Genomic DNA, 20,489 nt, shown 5'->3' on the forward strand with positions numbered 1-20,489 from the left:
GGTTGCTCGGGGGTTCGGGGTCTGCGCCTCCGGGTCGCTCGACCCGGAGCCCTTACGTCAGGACCCTCGCCAGTGCCCCGAGCGCCCCCTCCAGCTCCTCCGACGTGATCGTCAGCGGTGGGGCCAGCCGGATCGTGGAGCCGTGGGTGTCCTTGACGAGGACTCCCTCGCCCAGCAGGCGTTGGCTGATCTCCCGGCCCGTGCCGACCTGCGGGTCGATGTCGACGCCCGCCCACAGGCCCCGCGCGCGGAAGCCGACGACGCCCTTGCCGAGCAGGGCCGACAGGCCGCCCCGCAAGGCCACGCCCAGCTCGGCGGCGCGGCGCTGGAACTCGCCGGTCTCCAGAAGCTCGACCACCGCCGTGCCGACCGCGGCGGACAGCGGGTTTCCGCCGAAGGTCGATCCGTGCTCGCCCGGCCGCAGGACGCCGAGGACGTCGCGGCGGGCCACCACCGCCGACACCGGGACGATGCCGCCGCCCAGCGCCTTGCCGAGGAGCAGGACGTCCGGGACGACCCCCTCGTGCTCGACGGCGAGCGTACGGCCCGTGCGGCCGAGCCCCGACTGGATCTCGTCCGCGATGAAAAGGCAGCCCTTGCGGCGGGTCAGTTCGCGGACCCCGGCCAGGTAGCCGTCGTCGGGGATGACGACCCCGGCCTCGCCCTGGATCGGCTCCAGCAGCACCGCGGCCGTCGTCTCGTCGACCGCCGCCTCCAGGGCAGCCAGGTCGTTGTACGGCACGATCCGGAACCCAGGCGTGAAGGGACCGAAGCCCTGCCGAGCGGTCTCGTCCGTCGAGAAGCTGACGATCGTCGTCGTACGGCCGTGGAAGTTCTCCGCGGCGACCACGATCGTCGCCCGGTCCGCCGGGACGCCCTTCACCTCGTACGCCCACTTGCGGGCCACCTTGATGCCGCTCTCCACGGCCTCGGCGCCCGTGTTCATCGGCAGCACCATGTCGAGGCCCGTCAACGCCGCCAGCCGCTCGGCGAACTCCGCGAGGCGGTCGTTGTGGAACGCGCGGGAGGTCAGGGTGAGGCGGTCCAGCTGGCGGTGCGCCGCCTCGATCAGCGCCGGGTGGCGGTGGCCGAAGTTCAGGGCCGAGTACCCGGCCAACAGGTCCAGGTAGCGGCGGCCCTCCACGTCCTCCACCCACGTGCCCTCGGCGCGGGCGACGACCACGGGCAGCGGGTGGTAGTTGTGCGCGACGACCGGTTCCTCGGCGCGGATCAGGTCGGCGGACGAGCGGGTGGTGACGGGAGCGGTCATCAGCGGATCTCCTGGGTGCAGCACTTGATGCCGCCGCCGGCCTTGCGGAATTCCGACAGGTCGACGGGGACGGGGACATAGCCGCGGTCGGCGAGGGCGGAGGTCAGGGCCTCGGCCTGGGGCGCGATGAAGACGTTGCTTCCGTCGGACACGGAGTTGAGCCCGAACGCCAGCGCGTCCTCGCGGGTCGCGAGCACCGCGTCCGGGTACAGCCGGGCGAGCACCTCACGGCTGCCCGGCGAGAACGCCTCCGGGTAGTACGAGATGTTGTCGTCGTCGAGGACGAACAGCGCCGTGTCCAGGTGGTAGAAGCGCGGGTCGACCAGCGTCAGGCTGATCACCGGGTGGCCGAAGAACTCCTGCACCTCGCGATGCGCCTCGCGGGTCGTACGGAACCCGGTGCCGGCCAGGACGTAGCGGCCCGTCCAGACCAGATCGCCCTCGCCCTCGCACACGGACTCGGGGCGGTACACGTCGTAGCCCGCCGTCTTGAACCAGGTGTCGTAGTGCGTGGACTCGGGGCGCCGCTCCGGCGCGTGGAAGAGGGAGCCGAAGACACGGCCGTCCACGACGACGGCCGAGTTCGCGGCGAAGACCATGTCGGGCAGCCCGGGGGCGGGCGGCACGATGTCGACGGTGTGACCGTGGGCCCGGTAGGCGCTGATCAGCGCCTGCCACTGCGTCTGGGCCAGGTCGACGTCGACGGGTGCGTCGGGACGCATCCAGGGGTTGATCGCGTACTGCACGGCGAAGTGTCTGGGTTCACAGACGAGATACCGCCGCCGGCGCGGCACACGGGTGTCGGACACAGAGGGGTTCCTCCGCTTCCTGCGAGTGTCGACTGAGGGTTGACACAAAGGTAGGAAGCGGCGAATACGGCCGACAAGGAAATAATATTGCGCGTCGACGCAGGAATGCTGCGAATTTTCCCGGGTGGACGCAGCTTTGCTGCGCGCCCCGAGGTTTACTCCGGTGCGGGCTGGCTCGCGCCCGCCTCGGGGCTCTCCGGGAGCAGATGGGACAGTACCATCACACTGATCGTCTTGCGGATGAACGGCTCGACGCGGATCCGCTCCAGCACCTCCTCGAAGTGATTCACGTCCCGCGCCCGCACATGCAGCAGCGCGTCCGCGCCCCCGGTCACCGTCATCGCCGCGGTGATCTCCGGATGGTTGCGGACCACCTCCGCCAGCCGCCGCGGCGGCGCCGCGCCCTCGCAGTACACCTCGACATACGCCTCCGTACGCCAGCCCAGCGCCGACGGCTTGACCGTGGCCGTGAACCCGGTGATCACGCCCGTGTCCCGCAGCCGGTCCACGCGCCGCTTGACCGCCGTCGAGGACAGCCCGACAGCCGTACCGATCTCGGCGAAGCTCGTCCTGGCGTTCGCCATCAACGCGGTGATGATCTTCCGGTCGAGCTCGTCGAACGGCGGGGTCCTGCTCTCCATGGCGGCACTGTATCCAGCGGGAACGCACAGACGTCGGCACGTGTGCAGGCGTACGAATTGCTCCTACACTCCGGATTCATGCTGCGCGCCCTGGCTGTCGACGACGAACGCCCCTCGCTGGAGGAGCTCCTCTACCTCCTGAACGCCGATCCCCGCATCGGCACCGCGGAGGGCGCCGGCGACGCGACCGAGGCGCTGCGCCGGATCAACCGCGCCCTGGAGTCGGGGCCGGGCGGGCCCGAGGCGATCGACGTCGTCTTCCTCGACATCCACATGCCCGGCCTGGACGGCCTGGACCTGGCCCGGCTGCTCACCGGCTTCGCCAACCCGCCGCTCGTCGTGTTCGTCACCGCCCACGAGGACTTCGCCGTCCAGGCCTTCGACCTCAAGGCCGTCGACTACGTCCTCAAGCCCGTGCGCAAGGAGCGCCTGGCGGAAGCCGTCCGCCGGGCCGCCGAACTCAGGGACACCGCCGCCCCTCGCATACCCGTGAGCGAACCCGACCCGGACCACATACCCGTCGAGCTCGGCGGCGTGACCCGCTTCGTCTCCGTGGACGACATCACCCACGTCGAGGCCCAGGGCGACTACGCCCGCCTGCACACCGACAAGGGCAGCCACCTCATCCGCATCCCCCTGTCGACCCTGGAGGAGCGCTGGCGCTCCCGCGGCTTCGTCCGCATCCACCGTCGCCATCTCGTCGCCCTGCGCCACGTCGGCGAACTCCGCCTGGACGCGGGCACCGTGAGCGTCGTGGTCGGCGCCGAGGAACTCCAGGTCAGCCGCCGGCACGCACGCGAGCTGCGGGACCTGCTCATGAGGAGGCCGTGACGATGCCCCAGAGCCCCGCCGACCGCCGTGTCGTCGTCACCGGCCCGCCCCGGCGAACCCGCCGCGTCTCCGGCTACTACCGCCCCCGCACCGAGATCGACGAGCAGACCACCCTCGGCCACACCTACGTCCGCTCCCTGATGCGCAGCCAACTCCGCGCCGGACTCGCCGTGTTCGCGGTCCTCGGCCTGCTCATCGGCCCCCTGCCCCTGCTGTTCGCGGCCATGCCGGACGCCCCTGGCCTGGAATGGCTGGTCCTCGGCTTCGGCCTCTACGCCCCGATGGTCCTGCTGGCCCGCTGGTACGTCCGGCGCGCCGAACGCAACGAGCGGGACTTCGTGCGCCTCGTCGAAGACCGCTGAGCCCGAGGAACGACGCCGCCGTGAACTCCAGCTACGCCGTCCCCGCCGTCGCCCTCGTCGTCCTGGCGACCATCCTCGTCGGCGCCTTCGGCCTGCGCATCTCCCGCACCACCTCCGACTTCTACGTCGCCTCCCGCACCGTCGGCCCCCGCCTCAACGCGGCCGCGATCAGCGGCGAGTACCTCTCCGCCGCCTCCTTCCTGGGCATCGCCGGCCTGGTCCTCGTCCAGGGCCCGGACATGCTCTGGTACCCGGTCGGCTACACCGCCGGATACCTCGTCCTGCTGCTCTTCGTCGCCGCCCCGCTGCGCCGCTCCGGCGCCTACACCCTCCCCGACTTCGCCGAGGCACGCCTCTCCTCACAGGCGGTACGGCGGCTCGCGGGCGCCTTCGTCGTCGGCACCGGCTGGCTGTACCTGCTGCCCCAACTCCAGGGCGCCGGGCTGACGTTGACGGTGCTGACCGGGGCGCCCGACTCGCTCGGCGGGCTGATCGTCGCCGTCGTCGTGGTCGCCATCGTCGCCGCGGGCGGCATGCGCAGCATCACCTTCGTGCAGGCCTTCCAGTACTGGCTCAAACTCACCGCCCTGCTCGTCCCCGCCCTCTTCCTCATCCTCGCCTGGCAGGGCGACGGCGCCCCCCGCCGCGCCTTCGACGAACCGGCCACCTTCCGCGAACAGAGCGTCGTCCGCGTCGACGACACCATCGACCTGAAGCTGGACCGCCCCCTGACGGTCACGGTCAGCGGCACCGTCGACGGCCGCGCCCACGACGACAAGCAGCTCCGGCTCCCCACCGGCACGCACCGCATCGAGGGCGGCACCCGCCTGACCTTCCCCCAGGGCGCCGAGGTCCCCGAACCCGACCACCGAGCGGGCGGCGGCCTGTCGCCCTCGCAGGCCGAGAGCCGCGGCGAACGCCCGCTGTACGCCACGTACGGACTGATCCTCGCCACCTTCCTCGGCACCATGGGCCTGCCGCACGTCGTCGTCCGCTTCTACACCAGCCCGCACGGCGTCGCCGCCCGCCGCACCACCGTCGCCGTGCTCGGCCTGATCGGCGCCTTCTACCTGTTGCCCCCGGTCTACGGCGCCCTCGGCCGCCTCTACGCCCCCGAACTCACCCTCACCGGCGACGCGGACGCGGCCGCGCTCCTCCTGCCCGACCGCATGATCGGCGGTCTCGGCGGCGACCTGCTCGGCGCGCTGATCGCCGGGGGCGCCTTCGCCGCGTTCCTGTCCACGGCGTCGGGGCTGACCATGGCCGTCGCTGGCGTCCTCACCCAGGACGTGCTCCCGTCACGCGGCGTACGGCACTTCCGGCTCGGCACGGTCCTCGCCATGGCCGTCCCGCTCGCCGCGAGCGTCCTGGTCGGCGGGCTCCCGGTGGCCGACGCGGTGGGCCTCGCCTTCGCCGTGTCGGCGTCCTCCTTCTGCCCGCTGCTCGTCCTCGGCATCTGGTGGCGGCGGCTGACCCCGCCCGGCGCGGCGGCCGGGATGCTGGTGGGCGGCGGCTCGGCACTGCTCGCCGTCGCCGCGACGATGGCGGGCTTCCCGGGCTCCGGCGCCCTGCACGCGCTGCTCGCCTGGCCCGCGCTCTGGTCGGTGCCGCTGGGCTTCCTCACCATGATCCTGGTGTCGCTGGCCACCCCGGGCCGGGTACCGGCCGGGACGGCGGCGATCCTGGCTCGGTTCCATCTGCCGGAGGAGCTGCGGGCGGAGGCGAAGGCATGAGCGGCTTCATCGCGGGCCTGTGCGTGGCGATCCTCCCGCTGCTCGCCGCCGGCTTCTGGCTCGGCCGGCGCACGGTCCGCTCCCAGAACCTCGGCGGCCTCGGCACACCGGTCGAGCACGCCACCTTCGAGACCCTGCACACCGCCTCCCTCGCCGCACCCCCGCTGCGGGCCGGACTCACCGAGGAGACCGCCCGCAAGTCGGCCCGCAGGCTCCGCTCACTGCTCGGCACGGACGCGCTGTGCCTGACCGACGAGAAGGACGTCCTGGTCTGGGACGGGGTGGGCGGCCATCACCGTACGGAGATCATGGAACTCCTCGCCGGCCCCCTGGAGTCGGGCCGCGGTGAGGCCTTCCCGCTCACCTGCGACACCCCCGACTGCCCCGTGCGCTGGGCGGTGGTCGCCCCGCTCACCGTCGACGACCGGGTCCACGGGGCGCTCGTCGCCTGCGCGCCCCGAGAGTCGGCGGTACTCGTCCGGGCCGCGGGCGAGGTGGCCCGCTGGGTCTCCGTGCAGCTGGAACTGGCCGACCTCGACCAGTCCCGCACCCGCCTCATCGAGGCCGAGATCAAGGCACTGCGCGCCCAGATCTCCCCGCACTTCATCTTCAACTCGTTGGCCGTGATCGCGTCGTTCGTGCGCACCGACCCCGAGCGAGCCCGCGAACTCCTCCTGGAATTCGCCGACTTCACCCGCTACTCCTTCCGCAGACACGGCGACTTCACCACCCTCGCCGACGAACTCCACGCCATCGACCACTACTTGGCCCTGGTACGGGCACGCTTCGGCGACCGCCTCTCCGTAACCCTGCAGATCGCCCCCGAAGTCCTGCCCGTCGCCCTGCCCTTCCTCTGCCTCCAGCCGCTCGTCGAGAACGCCGTCAAGCACGGCCTGGAGGGCAAGGCGGGGTCCGCCACGGGCAAGAGCCACATCAGCATCACCGCACAGGACGCCGGCGCCGAGGCCCTCGTCGTCATCGAGGACGACGGCGCCGGAATGGACCCCGCCGTGCTGCGCCGCATCCTCGCCGGTGAGGTCAGCCCCTCGGGCGGCATCGGGCTGTCCAACGTCGACGACCGGCTCCGTCAGGTGTACGGCGACGACTACGGCCTCGTCATCGAGACCGCCGTGGGAGCGGGCATGAAGATCACCGCCCGGCTGCCGAAGTACCAGCCGGGCGTGCACTCCGCCGGGCGGCTCACCCGGGGGTGAGGCTCAGCTGCCGCGGCTGACGACCATCCCCAGCGTGATCAGCCCCAGCACCACCCACCCGAACCACAGCCAGCCATTGCTCCCGAGCGCCACCGTGTAGGCCGTCACCACGACGAGCCCACCGACGGTGATCACCCCCATCGCCTTCGTAGAACCGTCCGCAGAACCGGGCATCGCAACACCCTCCTAGGATTCGTCCCCCTCCATGGTGCCCCCGTTCTGCTTCCGAACAGTGCAGACGACGAAATGGGTGCCGTTCTTCCAGGACCCGTCGCTCGTCCAGGAGCCCGCCGTGTAGACGGAGGGATCGAAGCCATAGTCGCGTGGCGGCACCTCCCGGGCGCACGCCGTGTCCGACTCGGTGCGCGCCTCGGTCAGCGTGACGTCGGCGCCCAACCGGGTGAACCCGAGCACCTGCTCGTCGTGCGGCTCGTCGCAGGACGCCAGGCGGGCGTCCCGCTGGGAGCGGACGTCCAGACAGTCCCGCCGCTGCATGGTCGCGGTGTCGGCGAAGGCCGCCCCGGTCTTGCGGTGCTCGCCCAACGGCCCGAACACCGGCCCGTGCGCGCCCAGCACCAGACAGGCGGTGCGCCGCCCGGCCGCCTCGAACCCGGCCTCGGTCGGTACGACGGCGAAGCTGCGGACGTCCGCGAGCCTTTCGCGGATCCCCTCGGTCCGCTCCTCGCACGCCGCCGGCCCCTCCTCACGGGCCTCGGCGGCGGACGCGGCCGTGACGAAGGCCATCACCTGACCGTCGGGCGCCTGCTCCGCGCAACTGGGATCCAGACTCAGCCGGGGCGTGCCCTGGAAGACCTTCGCGCCGGGCCAGTCGGCGAGCACGCAGTCCCCGCCCTTCAGCGGATCGCCGAGTCCCACGGTGTCGCCGTACGGCCGCTGCGTCCCCTTGGTGTCCGGCTCCTGTGCCATGGCGTACCAGACGCCGGCCCCCGCGAGCGCCAGCCCGAGAAGCCCGGCGAGGACCGCGTGGAGGACGCGGGGGCGGGTACGGCGCCGCCCGCCGGGGCCGGGGGCGAAGATCTGCGGTCCGTCGCGTTGGTCGGGTGGGGAGTCTGGGCCGTGAGATGGGCCGGGCTGGTCGGGTGGGGGGCTGAAGCCCGGCGAGAGGCCGGGGTGCCCTGCCACGGGGCTTGAGCCTGAGCCCGAGCCTGGGCCTGGGCCTGGGCCGGGCGGCCCGGACGGAGGGCTGAAGCCCTGTGCGGCGCCGCGCCGGTCGGCCCCGGGATGGGGGGCGTAGCTTGCGGCGTCGGAATGGTGGGGTGCTGAATGGAGGCCGTGACCTGCGGCATCGGGATGGTGGGGCGCTGGGTGGGGGCCGTAGCCCGCGGCCTCGGGCCGATCGGTTGTGGGATCGGGGCCGAAGCCCGCGGCGTCGCGCCGGTCGTCCCTCGGCGGGGAGCCGAGCCCTGCGGCGTCGTGCCGGTCGTCCCTCGGCGGGGAGCCGAGCCCTGCGGCGTCGTGCCGGTCGTCCCTCGGCGGGGAGCCGAGCCCCGCGGCGTCGTGCCGGTCGTCCCTCGGCGGGGAGCCGAGCCCCGCGGCGTCGTGCCGGTCGTCCCTCGGCGGGGAGCCGAACCCCGCGGCGTCGTGCCGGTCGTCCCTCGATGGGGAGCCGAACCCTGCGGCATCGCCCCGGTCCTCCCTCGGCGGCGTGCCGAACCCCGCCGCCTCGGGCGTGGGTCCCGGTGGCGGTGCGCCACCCCAGTGCGGCTGGGAACCGAGGTCGGTCTGAGTGCGGGCGTACGCGTCGACGTCCGGCGTGATGATCCGCGACAGCGCCGCCTCCGCCTCCGCGGCCGACATCCGCCGTGCCGGATCCTTCTCCAGCAGCGCCCGCAGGACGGGCCCCAGCGCACCGGCGCGCGCGGCCGGCCGCGGGTCCTCCATGACGACCGCGGTGAGCTCCGCCAGATGTGACTCCCGGTCGAAGGGCCCTCGGCCCTCCACGCCGTAGTAGAGCGTGCAGCCCAGCGAGAACAGATCGGTGGCTGGCGTGGGCGCCCCGCCGGTGACGCGCTCCGGCGCCAGATAGCCCGTCGTCCCCACGAGCACCGACGCCAGCGTGTACCGCGTCTCCCCGGCGTCCGGCTGCACCGAGATGCCGTAGTCGGTGAGCAGCACCCGGCCGTACGGCGCCCCGGCGCGGTCCGGCGACAACAGGATGTTCGCCGGCTTCACATCCCGGTGCATGACGCCCCGCTGGTGCCCGGCGGTCAGCGCGTCGAGCACGGCGAGCCCGATCCGGGCGCACTCCGCGGGCGCCGGCGGACCTTGCCGCTCGACCAGGTCGCGCAGGTTGACGGCGCCTTCCACGTACTCCATGACGATCCACGGCAGCCCCTCGTGCTCCAGCACGTCGTGCACGGTCACCACATGCGGATGCCCGCGCAGCCCCGCAGCGTGCCGGGCCTCGGCCCGGGCACGGGCCACCCGGGCCTCGCGCTCGTCGGCCTCGGCCGGGTCCCGGAACACGATCTCCTTGAGCGCGACCTCACAGGCGAGTCTGCGGTCGTGGGCGAGCCAGACATGACCCATACCGCCGCTGCCGAGCCGGTTCAGCAGCAGATAGCGGCCGGCGATGACCCGGCCCACTCCCGACGTCGGTGATCCTGAAGGCATCCGGTGACTCCCGGGTTCTGCGGGGGCGCCGCGTTGGCTGCGTTGGCTGCTAGGCGGTCGTGCTCGCGGTGGGCCTGCCGGTGGATGGCCCGTCGTTGGACGGCAGTCCGGTGGACGGCCCGCCGGTCGCCGGTTCCGTCGTGACGGGCGCGCTCGTCCCGGGCGGCGGCTCGCTGCTGGTGACCGGGGCGCTGGTCGGGGGCGACGCGGTGGTCGGAGGGGGCGCGCTGGTCGTGGGTGGGGGTGGCGAGCTGGTGGTGGGGTTCTTGGTCGACGGGGGTGGGGGTGGTGGCGAGCTGAGCGGCGGGTCGGACGAGGGCGGTGGGGAGGATGACGGGGGCGCGCTCGTGGGACCGGGGCTGGTTGGACTGGGGCTGTTGGGCCCGGAGCTGCCGGGCCCGGAGGACGAGGCCGGGGGCACCGAGGTCGCCGGCGGGGACGTCGACTGCTTCGAGTCCGACGGCCCCGGAGTCGACGGGGACGCTCCCGTGTCCGGCGGAGTGGACGTCCCGTCGGACGAGCCCGCGGAGGTACCCCCGGCCACGCTCAACGTCACGTACTCCCCGAACCGCAGCTCGGTCCCGGCCGGCGGATCCGACGCCGTGACCCGGGCCCCCTCCGGCGGCAGCCCCCCACCCTCGAAGGCGACCGCCAGACCCTTGTCGGCCAGCGTCCGGCTCGCCCGCCCGAACGTCGCCCCGGCGAGGTCGGGCACCGCGCGCCGCTCCCGTGTGTCGAACGTCGTGTCGTCCTCGCCCGTGGTGCCGACGGGACGGTTGATGCCCCGCTCCGGCTCCTCGACGTCGACGAGCGCGAGCCGCTCCACCTTCCGCGTGGCGGGCCGCACGGCCACCACGGACGCCTTCTCGTATCCCTTCCACTCCTCGTTGCGGTCGTCGAACTCGACCTCGATCCGCGTGGTGTCACCCTCGAAGGCCCGCAGCGGATTTCCGCACGAGCACTTCACGGCGGGAAGACCGTCCGCGTCGACGAGAATCGCGATTCCCGTCTGCAACAGCGCGTTGAAGGGGACGGCTTTTGCCTTCTTGTAGTCGTGATTCTGTACGAGAGTGTCGTGACGCAGGAGAACGGGTGTGAGGCGATCCAGATAACCGGGAATCTCGGCCGTGGTAATCGAGAGCGCGGCTGCCCACGCCTGTGCCTTCCGCCCATTGGCGGGGTCGGTGAGAAACTCCTCAAGCCGTACGACGTCACAGATCGTCGGCTGTTTCGATCCCCCGTACAGGCCAGGGGAGTCGCCCTGCTGCAGACCACCCTGCGCCGAATGCGCCCTGACCTGCTGGTCCCGCCCCAACCCCTGGCCCTCGTCGAAGAAGGGCGCGAGCGACGGAACTCCCGATGCGACGGCCTTCACCACGAACATCGGTGCGTCCCGGTCACACCCACTGAGTGCCAGAACGAACACCAACAGGACGGCGATCCTCCGAATCGCCGATTTCCCGACCCTGCGTACGAACACATGAAGCGCCATTACCGCTCCCCCCGGTGCGGTTCCCCCGACGCGCTTCATGCTACTGAAAGGCGAAGCCTTTCGGTTTCCTCAGTTTCCGCGTGCGTTCAATGAGGCCAAATAGGCGTTGTACGCCTCGAGTTCCTTGTCACCGTCGCGGTCGGCGGCCCGGTCCTTGCGCCGGGCCTGGCGCTGCTCCGAGCGGTACCACTGGAACAGCAGCGCGATCAGCACGAGCACGGACGGAATCTCACTGAACGCCCAGGCGATACCGCCGGCCGCGTTCTGGTCGGCGAGGGCCTCGATGCCGAGCGAGGCGGGCGGGTTCTTGAACGTCTCGACCATCGGCTCCGACGCCATCATCAACGCGATGCCGAAGAACGCGTGGAACGGCATTCCCGCGAACAGCTCCAGCATCCGCAGCAGATACCCCGGACGATGCGGCCCGGGATCCACGCCGATGATCGGCCAGAAGAACACCACGCCCACGGCGAGGAAGTGCACCATCATCGCGATGTGCCCCGTCTTGGAGCCCATCAGGAAGTCGAACATCGGCGTGAAGTACAGCGCGTACAGGCTGGCGATGAACAGGGGGATGGTGAACGCCGGATGCGTGATGATCCGCATGTACCGGCTGTGCAGCAGAGCCAGCAGCCACTCCCGCGGCCCCTTGCGCCCCCGCCCCGCCGGCGGCAGCGCACGCAGCGCCAGGGTGACCGGAGCACCGAGCAGGACGAGGATCGGCGACAGCATGCTGATCACCATGTGCTGCACCATGTGCACGCTGAACATCACCATGCCGTAGTCGTTCAGGCTGGTGCACATCATCAGCATCACGGACAGCACACCGACGACGTACGACACGGTCCGCCCCACGGGCCACGAGTCGCCCCGCCGCCGCAGCCGCACGACCCCCCACGCATACAGCGCGAGCCCGACCAGGCAGGCGACGAGAAAGAACGGGTCGGTCGACCACTGAAGTCCCCGCCCCAGCGTGAACGGCGGCAAATCCATGGTCATGCCGTGCCCGCTGTGATCCATCCGCCGGCTCCTGATTCGTGGGGGTTGTGCAAGTCTGTCCGCCCCAGACTAGAACTGCCCCCGGTCGACGTTGCGACCGGGGGCATTGTGTTCAATGGCGAACCGAACCTATAGAACGCATTCCGCCTCTTCGTAGCGGTCCTCGGGAACGGTCTTCAGCGTCTCGACCGCCTCGGCGAGCGGAACCATCACGATGTCGGTTCCCCGCAGCGCCGTCATCTGGCCGAACTCACCCCGGTGCACCGCCTCCACCGCATGCCACCCGAACCGCGTCGCCAGCACCCGGTCGTACGCGGTGGGCGTACCGCCCCGCTGCACATGCCCCAGAATCACCGGCCGCGCCTCCTTGCCGAGCCGCTCCTCCAGCTCGATGGACAGCTGCCGCGCGATCCCGGCGAACCGCTCGTGCCCGTAGACGTCCTTGCCGCCCTCGTCGAACTCCATGGTCCCGGGCTTCGGCTTGGCCCCCTCCGCCGCCACGACGATCGCGAAGCGCTTGCCCGCCTCGAACCGCTGCCCGACGACCCGGGTCAACTCCTCGATGTCGAAGGGCCGTTCCGGCACGACGACGGCATGCGCGCCGGCCGCCATACCGGAGTGCAGCGCGATCCACCCTGTGTGCCGCCCCATGACCTCGACGACCAGCACCCGCTGGTGGGACTCGGCGGTGGTCTTGAGCCGGTCCAGCGCCTCGGTCGCCACGGTCACCGCCGTGTCGAAGCCGAAGGTGACGTCGGTGACGGCGATGTCGTTGTCGATGGTCTTCGGCACACCCACGACGGGCAGGCCGCTGTCCGACATCAGCCGGGCCGCCTTGAGGGTGCCCTCGCCGCCGATCGGGATGATCGCGTCGAGGCCGAGCTCCGCGACATGGCCCTTGGCCCGCTCCACACCGTCCCGCAGATGGGAGGGCTGGACCCGGGAGGACCCGAGGATCGTGCCGCCGCGGGCCAGGATGCCGCCCACCGCGTCGAGGTCGAGCTTGAGGTAGTCGCACTCCAGGAGGCCCTTCCAGCCGTCCCGGAAGCCGATGACCTCGTCGCCGTGGTCGACGACGGCGCGGTGCACGACGGACCGGATGACGGCGTTCAGGCCGGGGCAGTCGCCGCCGGACGTGAGGACACCAATGCGCATAGCCCGAAAACCTTCTCCACGTGGGCCGGGACCGGACCACGCTGTCCGGCTCGAATCCCCGCCACCCTAGCGGCACCGGGGGGCGGGGCCGAACCGTCCGTCCGCCTGCTGGACGACCCCGCTCACCTGTGCGGACGTGCCGTCAGACGGGCTGGTGAGTGACCCTGTTCAGGCAGGCTGCTGCGCGGCCGCGATGCGCTCGCCGCGCAGTGCCTCGTACCAGCGGTCGTCGGTCGGCGGCAGCGCGTTCACGTCGAGCGCCAGCTTCAGCAGCAGGTCGGCGATCAGCGGGTTCCGGGCGAGCACCGGGCCGTGCATGTACGTACCGAACACGGTGTCGTTGTACGCACCCTCCGTGCCGTCACCCGTGCCGTTGCCGTTGCCGAGGCGGACCTGGGCGAAGGGGCGGGCGGTCGGGCCGAGGTGGGTGACGCCCTGGTGGTTCTCGAAGCCGGTCAGCGGGGGCAGGCCGAGCCGCGGGTCGATGTCCCCGAGCACGTCACCGACGCACCGCTCGCCCTCACCCCGCACGGACACCACGTCGATCAGCCCGAGGCCGGGCTCGCGCTGACCGAGGTCGTTGATGAACTCGTGCCCGAGGATCTGGTAGCCGGCGCAGACGGAGAACACGATGGCGCCGTTCTCGACGGCCCGTGTCAGACCGCCGTCCCGGCGCAGCCGCTCGGCCGCCAGCCGCTGCGGACGGTCCTCGCCACCGCCGATGAGGTAGATGTCGCCGGACGTCGGGATCGGCTGGTCGCTGCGCACGTCGAGGCGGGCCACGTCGAGGCCGCGCTGCCGGGCACGGCGCTCCACGACGAGGACGTTGCCCTGGTCGCCGTAGGTGCTGAGCAGGTCCGGGTAGATCCAGACGACCCGCAGTTGGTTGTCGCTCACTTAAGTCCCCTGAGGTCCGGTGGTCAGTTGCCGACGCGGCGGCGCAGGTCCTGGAACGCGGTGTAGTTGGCGATGACCTCGATCCGGCCATGCGGGCTCATCTGCACCGCCTGGTCGAGGTTGTCGCAGACCTGGAACTGCTGGTTCGCGACCTCCAGGCGCACCGCGAGGTCGAGCCTGCGGTCGCCGATGACGCAGATCGGGTGTCCGGACAGCCGCGTGTAGTCGACGTCCCACAGCCAGGAGGTGTCGGTGCCGTCGGCGCCGCGCGCGTTCACGGAGAGGATCACCGGGGTCGGCGGCGGGTCGATCAGGGAGAACGTCTCCAGCCAGCCGGCCGGGTTCTTGGCGAGCAGCAGCCGCAGATCCCGCTCCTGGAACTGCACGACGTCGTACCGTCCCGCGACGGCCTGCACCTGGTACATCCGCTCCAGGGCGACCTGCGGCGGCACCCCGAACACGGCGGCGACGGCGGCCGAGGAGGCGGCGTTGGCCTTGTTGGCACGCCCGGGCAGCTGCAGATGAATGGGCCAGGCGGACCCGTGCGGGTCGAGGACATGATCGCCGGACAGCGCCCAGCTCGGCGTGGGACGGCGGAAGCCGCACTCACCGCAGAACCAGTCGTCGCCCGGCCGCTGCATCACGCCACCGCAGGACGGGCAGGACCAGGCGTCGTCCTTCCACATCTGCCCGGCGGCGACCCAGATCACGTTCGGGGACGAGGAGGCCGCCCACACGACCAGCGGGTCATCGGCGTTGGCGATGACCACGGCCTTCGAACCCGTGAGACCTTCGCGCCAGTTCTCGGCGAGCATCCGGGTCTCGGCGGCGCGGTCCAGCTGGTCACGGGAGAGGTTGAGCAGCGCGATGCACTTCGGGTCGGTGTCCCGGGCGACACCGGCGAGGTACTTCTCGTCGACCTCGATGACGCCGTACCGCGCCTCCGAGCCGCCGGCGAGCGCCGAGGTGATGCCCGCGGGCATGTTGGCGCCGAGCGCGTTGGACACGACGGGCCCGGCGGCCCGCAGGGCCTCCGCGATGAGCCGGGTGGTCGTGGTCTTCCCGTTGGTCGCCGAGACCAGGATCACGTCCAGGTTCTGCGCGAGCCGCGCGAGGAGGTCGGGGTCGAGTTTGAGCGCCACCCGGCCGCCGATCACCGAACCGCTGCCGCGCCCTGCGGCGCGCGATGCCGCCGCGACCGCCTTGCCCGCGGTCACGGCCAGCTTGGCCCGCGGCGAGAGCGGGTCCGAGTTGCCTGCCATCAGTTCTCGATCCTCCTTGCGTACGCGCCGTGCCTGAAGCCCTACGGCAACGTGGTGGTGGTCAGCCTATCGAGATCCATTCGCACTCCCGAATCGCCGTACCCTTGCCGCCATGCGAAACGGCTCCATTCCGGGCACCAACGGGCGCGTTAGGCCTCTCACCCTGCACGGCTCCCCGCTCCTGCGCGAGCCCTGCCGCGAGGTGACCGACTTCGGCCCTGAACTCGCGGCACTCGTCGAGGACTTGTTCGCGACGATGTACGCCGCACAGGGCGTGGGCCTCGCCGCGAACCAGGTGGGGGAGCCGCTGCGGGTCTTCGTATACGACTGCCCCGACGACGAGGACGTACGACACCTCGGGCATGTGGTGAACCCGCGGCTCGTGGAGACGGACGGGGTGGTGCTCCGAGGCCCGGAGGGGTGCCTGTCGCTGCCGGGCCTTGAGGCGGGGACGGAGCGGTACGACCATGCGGTGGTCGAGGGGTTCGCGATGACGGGGGAGCCGGTGACGGTCCACGGCACGGGGTTCTTCGCGCGGTGCTTGCAGCATGAGTGCGACCACTTGGAAGGCCAGGTGTACGCGGACCGGGTGACGGGTTGGCGCCACAGACGCTTGATGCGACAGCTGGCCCGAGCCTCTTGGCGCCGGTGAGGTTGCACCCGGGGCGCAACCCTCAGAATCCCGGACCGCCCATCTTGTCCCCCGCGGCGGCAAGCCGTCCCCACAAAAGGTCGGCCAAACTACGCACCAATTCAGCCCTGGAACAAGGCCGTTCCCCCAGCCACCAGTCCCCGGCGGCATGCATCATCCCGACGATCCCATGCCCCCACACCCGGGCCAGCTGCTGACTCCCCGGCCCGAGATCCAGCCGCTCCTCGATCACGGTGGCCAGTTCCTCACCCATCCGCCGCAGCAACGGCATCGAGTGCTTACCGACGTCGAACCCCTGATCCGCCGTCTGCCCTCCCTCGGTCGGATGCATCAGAAAGCGATACACCTGGGGCCGGGCCTCGATCGCCGCGAGGTAGGTGTCCAGCGTGGCCTCGACCCGCTCACGCCGGTCCGCGGGAGCGTCCAGCGCGGCCCGCAGCGAGTCCAGCAGCGCATCCGTATGCCGCTTGGCCAACGCCGCGTAAAGTCCGCTCTTGTCGCCGAAGTGCCGATACAGAATCGGCTTCGTAATACCGGCCTCCGCCGCGATCGCGTTCATCGAGGCCTGGGGGCCGTCGCGCAGCACCACTCTGTCGGCGGCCTCGAGCAGCTCGCGCCGACGGCGGTCGGCGGACCGTTGCTGATCGGTCCGCTGTGTGGTGTCCATGTGCTCTCCCCACCCGTGCTGAATCGGTAACGCCTGCGCAAACTAACACTCAACACGCTCCATTCATCGAATGGGCTGTCGATGAGTCATCGGGAGTTGACTTTACCTACTAGCCAGTAACAAACTAGGGTTACCGCTAGTAACACGCACGTACCGCAGCTGGAGGGGTCATGGCCGAGTTCACCATGGAGCTCAACGACGAACAGAAGGAGGTCCGCGACTGGCTCCACGGCTTCGCCGCCGATGTGATCCGCCCCGCGGCCGCCGAATGGGACGAGCGTGAGGAGACTCCCTGGCCGGTCATCCAGGAGGCCGCGAAGGTCGGCATCTACTCGCTCGACTTCTACGCCCAGCAGTACTTCGACCCGACCGGTCTCGGCATCCCCATGGCGATGGAGGAGCTGTTCTGGGGGGACGCGGGCATCGCCCTGTCGATCGTCGGCACCGGCCTCGCCGCCGTCGGCGTCCTCGCCAACGGCACCGAGGAGCAGATCGGCACCTGGGTGCCCCAGATGTACGGTGACGCGAACGACGTCAAGCTCGCCGCGTTCTGCTCCTCCGAGCCCGACGCCGGGTCGGACGTGGCCTCGATGCGTACGCGTGCGGTGTACGACGAGGCCAAGGACGAGTGGGTGATCAACGGCACGAAGACCTGGGCGACCAACGGCGGCATCGCCAACGTCCACGTGGTCGTCGCGGTCGTCGACCCGGAGCTCGGCTCCAAGGGCCACGCGTCCTTCATCGTCCCGCCGAACACACCCGGCCTGGCCCAGGGCCAGAAGTTCAAGAAGCACGGCATCCGTGCCTCGCACACCGCCGAGGTCGTCCTGGACAACGTGCGGGTGCCGGGCTCCTGCCTGCTGGGCGGCAAGGAGAAGCTGGACGAGCGGCTGGCGCGGGCCCGCGAGCGTGCCAAGACGGGCGGCGAGCGCGTGAAGAACGCGGCGATGGCCACGTTCGAGGCCTCGCGGCCGGCCGTCGGCGCGATGGCCGTCGGTACGGCCCGTGCCGCGTACGAAGTCGCCCTCGACTACGCGATGACGCGTGAGCAGTTCGGGCGGCCGATCATCGACAACCAGGGGGTCGCCTTCCAGCTGGCCGAGATGGCGACGCAGATCGACGCCGCGCGGCTGCTGGTGTGGCGGGCGTCCTGGATGGCGATCGCGGGGAAGCCGTTCACGGCGGCCGAGGGGTCGATGTCGAAGCTGTTCGCGAGCGAGACGGCGAAGAAGGTGACGGCGCAGGCGATACAGATTCTCGGGGGCAACGGGTACACGCGGGAGTACCCGGTGGAGCGGATGCACCGGGATGCCGCGATCTACACGATCTTCGAGGGGACGAGTGAGATTCAGCGGCTGGTGATCGCGCGTACGTTGTCGGGTATGCCGATTCGGTAAGCGCCGTAGGGGTTGCTGCGCGACGCGGTCTGCGGGTCGTTGGTGGCTGGTCGCGCAGTTCCCCGCGCCCCTGGGCCGGCTGCCCTGGGCCGCGTTGTCGAGTTGATGGAGGATGCCGATGACGGTCAACCCCCTCGTACCGCTGATCGCCCGTGGCGAGGCCGACCGCACCACCACCCTCGCCGCCCTCGCTCTCGAACAGGGCCGGGTGATCCCCGCCGACCGTCTCGCGTTCCTGCATCTGGCCCAGCGGGCCACGCCCGCCGCCCCCGAGTCCGCCGCCTTCTTCGCCCTGCTGGCCGAGGGCGAGGCGCTGGCGGCGGAGCGGCTGGGTGCCTTCGCGGCGGCATGTGGTGTGACCGAGGGGCGGGCGGCGGCCTACGAGCCCCTCCCGGGCTGCCAGGCCTATCCCGCATACGTCGCCTGGCTCGCCCTGAACGCCTCACCGCCCGAAGCGGTCCTCGCCCTGACGGCCAACTTCGCCACCTGGGGCGGCTATTGCGCAACGATCGCCCAGGCCCTACGCCACCACTACGCCTTCACGGACGAGGCCTGCGCCTTCTTCGACTTCTTCGCGGAACCTTCCGCGGAGCTGGATCAGAAGGCGGCCTCCGCGGTCGAGGCGGGACGGGATGCCGGGCAACTGGATGAGGAGCGCGCACACGGGTACGCCCGCTTGCTCCAGTCCTACGAGGAGATGTTCTGGGAGACGCTGCGCGAGCCGACCTAAAGGGGCGCGGGGAACTGCGCGACCAGCCACAACGAACCCGCAGACGGCACCACACCGAAACCCCTACGGCGCACTCCCGCTGCTATGAGCAATGCACGCCACATCAATACGATCCGCAAGCTTCGCCAGCTCAATGGTCAACGCGGCCACCGTGTCCTCGTCGAGCCCATCCTCCCCGGCCTCGACAAGGTGCAGCCACCGACCACCCACGGTACGCAGCAGCTTGCTCACATCGGCGGCAGCCACCTGCAAGGTCCCGCGGTCATCGACGATCAGCGGCAGAGTAACTTCGCGGTTCACACCCGGGATCGTAGTCGCGCAGCGCTCACGCACCGTGCCAAACAGTGGTGATGTTGCAGAACTCGCGGATTCCGTGCCCGGACAGCTCACGCCCGTATCCGGACCGCTTCACTCCGCCGAACGGGAACGCCGGATGGGACGCCGTCATCCCGTTGACGAAGACACTCCCGGCCTCCAGATCCCGTACGAAACGGTCGACCTCGGCCTCGTCCCGCGTCCACACGTTCGAACTCAGTCCGAAGGGCGAGTCGTTGGCGATCAGCACCGCTTCGTCGAGGTCACCGGCCCGGTACAGCGTGGCGACCGGTCCGAACGCCTCCTCCCGGTGGATCCGCATATCACGGGTGATGCCGGCGATGACGGTGGGCGCGTAGTACCAGCCGGGCAGTTCGGGCCGGCGGAGCTGGTGACCGCCGCACAGCACGTCCGCTCCGCTGCGCCGGGCGTCGTCGACCAGTTCCTCCAGATCGGAGCGCCCCTGCTCGGTCGCCAGCGGGCCCACGTCCGTCTCGTCCAGCATCGGGTCACCGACCACCAGCGCCTTCATGCCCTCGACGAACCGCTCGGCGAAGGCGTCGTAGACGTCGGTGTGCACGATGAACCGCTTGGCGGCGATGCACGACTGCCCCGTGTTCTGCACACGCGCGGTCACCGCGACCTGTGCCGCGCGGTCGAGGTCGGCCGACGGCATGACGACGTACGGGTCGCTGCCGCCCAGCTCCAGCACCGTCTTCTTGATCATCTCCCCGGCGGTGGCCGCCACCGCGCGACCCGCGGGTTCGCTGCCGGTCAGGGTGGCCGCCCTGACGCGCTCGTCGCGCAGGATCTCGTCGACCTGCCCGGCGCCGATGAGGAGGGTCTGGAAGCAGCCCTCGGTGTAGCCCGCGCGGTGGAACAGGTCCTCGAGGTACAGGGCGGTCTGGGGAACGTTCGAGGAGTGCTTCAGGAGGCCGACGTTGCCCGCCATCAGCGCCGGGGCCGCGAAGCGGATCACCTGCCAGAGCGGGAAGTTCCACGGCATCACCGCGAGGATCGGCCCGAGCGGGCGGTAGCGCACCCGCACGCGCGATGCGCCCGAGTCCTTCATGTCGGAGTCGGCCGGCTCCTCGTCGGCGAGCAGTTCCTCGGCGCGCTCGGCGTACCAGCGCATCGCCTTGACGCACTTGGCGGCCTCCGCGCGGGCCTGATTGACGGGCTTGCCCATCTCGGTGGTCATCATCCGGGCGACGTCCTGCTGGTCCTCTTCCAGGTGATGCGCGGCCTGGAGCAGCAGGCGGCCACGGTCGACGAAGCTCGTCGTCCGGTACGTGCGGAACGTGGCCTCGGCGAGCTGGAGCCTGCGCTCGATCTCCTCGGCGCCCATGGCCTCGTACGTCTTGAGCGTCTCGCCGTTGGCCGGGTTCACCGTTGCGATGGGCATCCCCGAACCTCCTGACCTCCTGGG

At 71.0% G+C, this 20,489-nt stretch carries 20 protein-coding genes and 1 pseudogene; 7 read left to right on the forward strand and 14 right to left on the reverse strand.

Annotated features, from left to right (window positions below; translation table 11 throughout):
• Positions 1 to 52 precede the first annotated feature (52 nt).
• The 3 genes from rocD to ACIA8X_RS13695 all read right to left on the reverse strand — a co-directional run bounded on the left by rocD (position 53) and on the right by ACIA8X_RS13695 (position 2,720).
• Positions 53 to 1,270, reverse strand: a complete 1,218-nt coding sequence (gene rocD, locus ACIA8X_RS13685) for an ornithine--oxo-acid transaminase (RefSeq protein ID WP_393446221.1) — start codon at positions 1,268 to 1,270, stop codon at positions 53 to 55.
• Complete coding sequence (gene ddaH / locus ACIA8X_RS13690; RefSeq protein ID WP_393446219.1) at positions 1,270 to 2,079, reverse strand: dimethylargininase; 810 nt, start codon at positions 2,077 to 2,079, stop codon at positions 1,270 to 1,272. Before ddaH ends, rocD begins: the two co-directional genes overlap by 1 nt.
• 155 nt (positions 2,080 to 2,234) lie before the next feature.
• On the reverse strand, positions 2,235 to 2,720 hold the full coding sequence (locus ACIA8X_RS13695) for an Lrp/AsnC family transcriptional regulator (RefSeq protein ID WP_393446217.1): 486 nt from the start codon (positions 2,718 to 2,720) through the stop codon (positions 2,235 to 2,237).
• 78 nt (positions 2,721 to 2,798) lie between these two features.
• On the opposite strand from ACIA8X_RS13695, the gene ACIA8X_RS13700 reads away from it, so the two are divergent.
• Genes ACIA8X_RS13700 through ACIA8X_RS13715 form a run of 4 tightly spaced genes read left to right on the forward strand, consistent with a single transcriptional unit; the run spans position 2,799 to position 6,860 of the window.
• Complete coding sequence (locus ACIA8X_RS13700) at positions 2,799 to 3,551, forward strand: LytR/AlgR family response regulator transcription factor (protein ID WP_393446215.1); 753 nt, start codon at positions 2,799 to 2,801, stop codon at positions 3,549 to 3,551.
• A 2-nt stretch (positions 3,552 to 3,553) separates the two neighbouring features.
• Positions 3,554 to 3,913, forward strand: a complete 360-nt coding sequence (locus tag ACIA8X_RS13705) for a hypothetical protein (RefSeq protein WP_393446213.1) — start codon at positions 3,554 to 3,556, stop codon at positions 3,911 to 3,913.
• A 20-nt stretch (positions 3,914 to 3,933) separates the two neighbouring features.
• The gene (locus tag ACIA8X_RS13710; RefSeq protein WP_393446211.1) at positions 3,934 to 5,646 is read left to right on the forward strand and encodes a cation acetate symporter; all 1,713 of its coding nucleotides are present in this window, start codon (positions 3,934 to 3,936) and stop codon (positions 5,644 to 5,646) included.
• Complete coding sequence (locus ACIA8X_RS13715; protein ID WP_393446209.1) at positions 5,643 to 6,860, forward strand: sensor histidine kinase; 1,218 nt, start codon at positions 5,643 to 5,645, stop codon at positions 6,858 to 6,860. The genes ACIA8X_RS13710 and ACIA8X_RS13715 overlap by 4 nt, the downstream gene beginning before the upstream one ends.
• 3 nt (positions 6,861 to 6,863) lie before the next feature.
• Here ACIA8X_RS13715 and ACIA8X_RS13720 read toward each other — a convergent pair whose 3' ends face one another.
• The 8 genes and pseudogenes from ACIA8X_RS13720 to ACIA8X_RS13755 form a co-directional block, all read right to left on the reverse strand.
• Positions 6,864 to 7,034 (reverse strand): hypothetical protein, encoded by a 171-nt coding sequence (locus ACIA8X_RS13720; protein WP_393446207.1) that lies wholly within the window; start codon positions 7,032 to 7,034, stop codon positions 6,864 to 6,866.
• A 12-nt stretch (positions 7,035 to 7,046) separates the two neighbouring features.
• Positions 7,047 to 7,787 (reverse strand): septum formation family protein, encoded by a 741-nt coding sequence (locus ACIA8X_RS13725; protein ID WP_399458453.1) that lies wholly within the window; start codon positions 7,785 to 7,787, stop codon positions 7,047 to 7,049.
• 750 nt (positions 7,788 to 8,537) lie between these two features.
• Positions 8,538 to 9,494, reverse strand: a pseudogene (locus ACIA8X_RS13730) (serine/threonine-protein kinase); the annotation flags it as partial.
• Positions 9,495 to 9,543: 49 nt separating this feature from the next.
• Complete coding sequence (locus ACIA8X_RS13735) at positions 9,544 to 10,878, reverse strand: DUF6777 domain-containing protein (protein WP_399458342.1); 1,335 nt, start codon at positions 10,876 to 10,878, stop codon at positions 9,544 to 9,546.
• Positions 10,879 to 11,055: 177 nt separating this feature from the next.
• A complete protein-coding gene (locus ACIA8X_RS13740) occupies positions 11,056 to 12,006 on the reverse strand; it encodes a cytochrome c oxidase assembly protein (protein ID WP_399458343.1) in 951 nt (316 codons plus the stop codon).
• A gap of 108 nt (positions 12,007 to 12,114) precedes the next feature.
• The gene (locus tag ACIA8X_RS13745; protein WP_399458344.1) at positions 12,115 to 13,140 is read right to left on the reverse strand and encodes a 6-phosphofructokinase; all 1,026 of its coding nucleotides are present in this window, start codon (positions 13,138 to 13,140) and stop codon (positions 12,115 to 12,117) included.
• Between the two features lie 168 nt (positions 13,141 to 13,308).
• Positions 13,309 to 14,037 carry a type 1 glutamine amidotransferase gene (locus tag ACIA8X_RS13750; RefSeq protein ID WP_393446199.1) on the reverse strand — a complete coding sequence of 243 codons (729 nt, stop codon included), beginning with the start codon at positions 14,035 to 14,037 and terminating at the stop codon, positions 13,309 to 13,311.
• Positions 14,038 to 14,060: 23 nt separating this feature from the next.
• Positions 14,061 to 15,299: a MurT ligase domain-containing protein gene (locus ACIA8X_RS13755; RefSeq protein WP_393446197.1), complete on the reverse strand. Its 1,239-nt coding sequence runs from the start codon at positions 15,297 to 15,299 to the stop codon at positions 14,061 to 14,063.
• A 112-nt stretch (positions 15,300 to 15,411) separates the two neighbouring features.
• On the opposite strand from ACIA8X_RS13755, the gene def reads away from it, so the two are divergent.
• Positions 15,412 to 15,951, forward strand: a complete 540-nt coding sequence (def, locus tag ACIA8X_RS13760; protein ID WP_399458345.1) for a peptide deformylase — start codon at positions 15,412 to 15,414, stop codon at positions 15,949 to 15,951.
• A gap of 22 nt (positions 15,952 to 15,973) precedes the next feature.
• On the opposite strand, the gene ACIA8X_RS13765 is transcribed toward def, so the two are convergent.
• The gene (locus tag ACIA8X_RS13765; RefSeq protein ID WP_393446193.1) at positions 15,974 to 16,618 is read right to left on the reverse strand and encodes a TetR family transcriptional regulator; all 645 of its coding nucleotides are present in this window, start codon (positions 16,616 to 16,618) and stop codon (positions 15,974 to 15,976) included.
• Positions 16,619 to 16,788: 170 nt separating this feature from the next.
• Here ACIA8X_RS13765 and ACIA8X_RS13770 point away from each other — a divergent pair, with 170 nt between their 5' ends.
• Both ACIA8X_RS13770 and ACIA8X_RS13775 read left to right on the forward strand, forming a co-directional pair.
• The gene (locus ACIA8X_RS13770; RefSeq protein WP_393446191.1) at positions 16,789 to 18,015 is read left to right on the forward strand and encodes an acyl-CoA dehydrogenase family protein; all 1,227 of its coding nucleotides are present in this window, start codon (positions 16,789 to 16,791) and stop codon (positions 18,013 to 18,015) included.
• A gap of 118 nt (positions 18,016 to 18,133) precedes the next feature.
• A complete protein-coding gene (locus tag ACIA8X_RS13775) occupies positions 18,134 to 18,745 on the forward strand; it encodes a transcriptional regulator (RefSeq protein WP_399458346.1) in 612 nt (203 codons plus the stop codon).
• A 63-nt stretch (positions 18,746 to 18,808) separates the two neighbouring features.
• On the opposite strand, the gene ACIA8X_RS13780 is transcribed toward ACIA8X_RS13775, so the two are convergent.
• Complete coding sequence (locus tag ACIA8X_RS13780) at positions 18,809 to 19,045, reverse strand: DUF6213 family protein (protein ID WP_234762360.1); 237 nt, start codon at positions 19,043 to 19,045, stop codon at positions 18,809 to 18,811.
• A 25-nt stretch (positions 19,046 to 19,070) separates the two neighbouring features.
• On the reverse strand, positions 19,071 to 20,465 hold the full coding sequence (locus tag ACIA8X_RS13785; RefSeq protein WP_399458347.1) for an NADP-dependent succinic semialdehyde dehydrogenase: 1,395 nt from the start codon (positions 20,463 to 20,465) through the stop codon (positions 19,071 to 19,073).
• Positions 20,466 to 20,489 lie beyond the last annotated feature (24 nt).

It is taken from the genome of Streptomyces sp. NPDC051738, assembly GCF_044453205.1.
Classification (GTDB): Bacteria; Actinomycetota; Actinomycetes; order Streptomycetales; family Streptomycetaceae; genus Streptomyces.

What these genes read in the sequence shown, in the direction of transcription:
- rocD (WP_393446221.1), bottom strand. Translation starts at nt 1,270, where the DNA reads ATGACCGCTCCCGTCACCACCCGCTCGTCCGCCGACCTGATCCGCGCC.
- ACIA8X_RS13695 (WP_393446217.1), bottom strand. Translation starts at nt 2,720, where the DNA reads ATGGAGAGCAGGACCCCGCCGTTCGACGAGCTCGACCGGAAGATCATC.
- ACIA8X_RS13700 (WP_393446215.1), top strand. Translation starts at nt 2,799, where the DNA reads ATGCTGCGCGCCCTGGCTGTCGACGACGAACGCCCCTCGCTGGAGGAG.
- ACIA8X_RS13705 (WP_393446213.1), top strand. Translation starts at nt 3,554, where the DNA reads ATGCCCCAGAGCCCCGCCGACCGCCGTGTCGTCGTCACCGGCCCGCCC.
- ACIA8X_RS13715 (WP_393446209.1), top strand. Translation starts at nt 5,643, where the DNA reads ATGAGCGGCTTCATCGCGGGCCTGTGCGTGGCGATCCTCCCGCTGCTC.
- ACIA8X_RS13720 (WP_393446207.1), bottom strand. Translation starts at nt 7,034, where the DNA reads ATGCCCGGTTCTGCGGACGGTTCTACGAAGGCGATGGGGGTGATCACC.
- ACIA8X_RS13725 (WP_399458453.1), bottom strand. Translation starts at nt 7,787, where the DNA reads ATGGCACAGGAGCCGGACACCAAGGGGACGCAGCGGCCGTACGGCGAC.
- ACIA8X_RS13735 (WP_399458342.1), bottom strand. Translation starts at nt 10,878, where the DNA reads ATGTTCGTGGTGAAGGCCGTCGCATCGGGAGTTCCGTCGCTCGCGCCC.
- ACIA8X_RS13740 (WP_399458343.1), bottom strand. Translation starts at nt 12,006, where the DNA reads ATGGATCACAGCGGGCACGGCATGACCATGGATTTGCCGCCGTTCACG.
- ACIA8X_RS13745 (WP_399458344.1), bottom strand. Translation starts at nt 13,140, where the DNA reads ATGCGCATTGGTGTCCTCACGTCCGGCGGCGACTGCCCCGGCCTGAAC.
- ACIA8X_RS13755 (WP_393446197.1), bottom strand. Translation starts at nt 15,299, where the DNA reads ATGGCAGGCAACTCGGACCCGCTCTCGCCGCGGGCCAAGCTGGCCGTG.
- def (WP_399458345.1), top strand. Translation starts at nt 15,412, where the DNA reads ATGCGAAACGGCTCCATTCCGGGCACCAACGGGCGCGTTAGGCCTCTC.
- ACIA8X_RS13765 (WP_393446193.1), bottom strand. Translation starts at nt 16,618, where the DNA reads ATGGACACCACACAGCGGACCGATCAGCAACGGTCCGCCGACCGCCGT.
- ACIA8X_RS13770 (WP_393446191.1), top strand. Translation starts at nt 16,789, where the DNA reads ATGGCCGAGTTCACCATGGAGCTCAACGACGAACAGAAGGAGGTCCGC.
- ACIA8X_RS13775 (WP_399458346.1), top strand. Translation starts at nt 18,134, where the DNA reads ATGACGGTCAACCCCCTCGTACCGCTGATCGCCCGTGGCGAGGCCGAC.
- ACIA8X_RS13785 (WP_399458347.1), bottom strand. Translation starts at nt 20,465, where the DNA reads ATGCCCATCGCAACGGTGAACCCGGCCAACGGCGAGACGCTCAAGACG.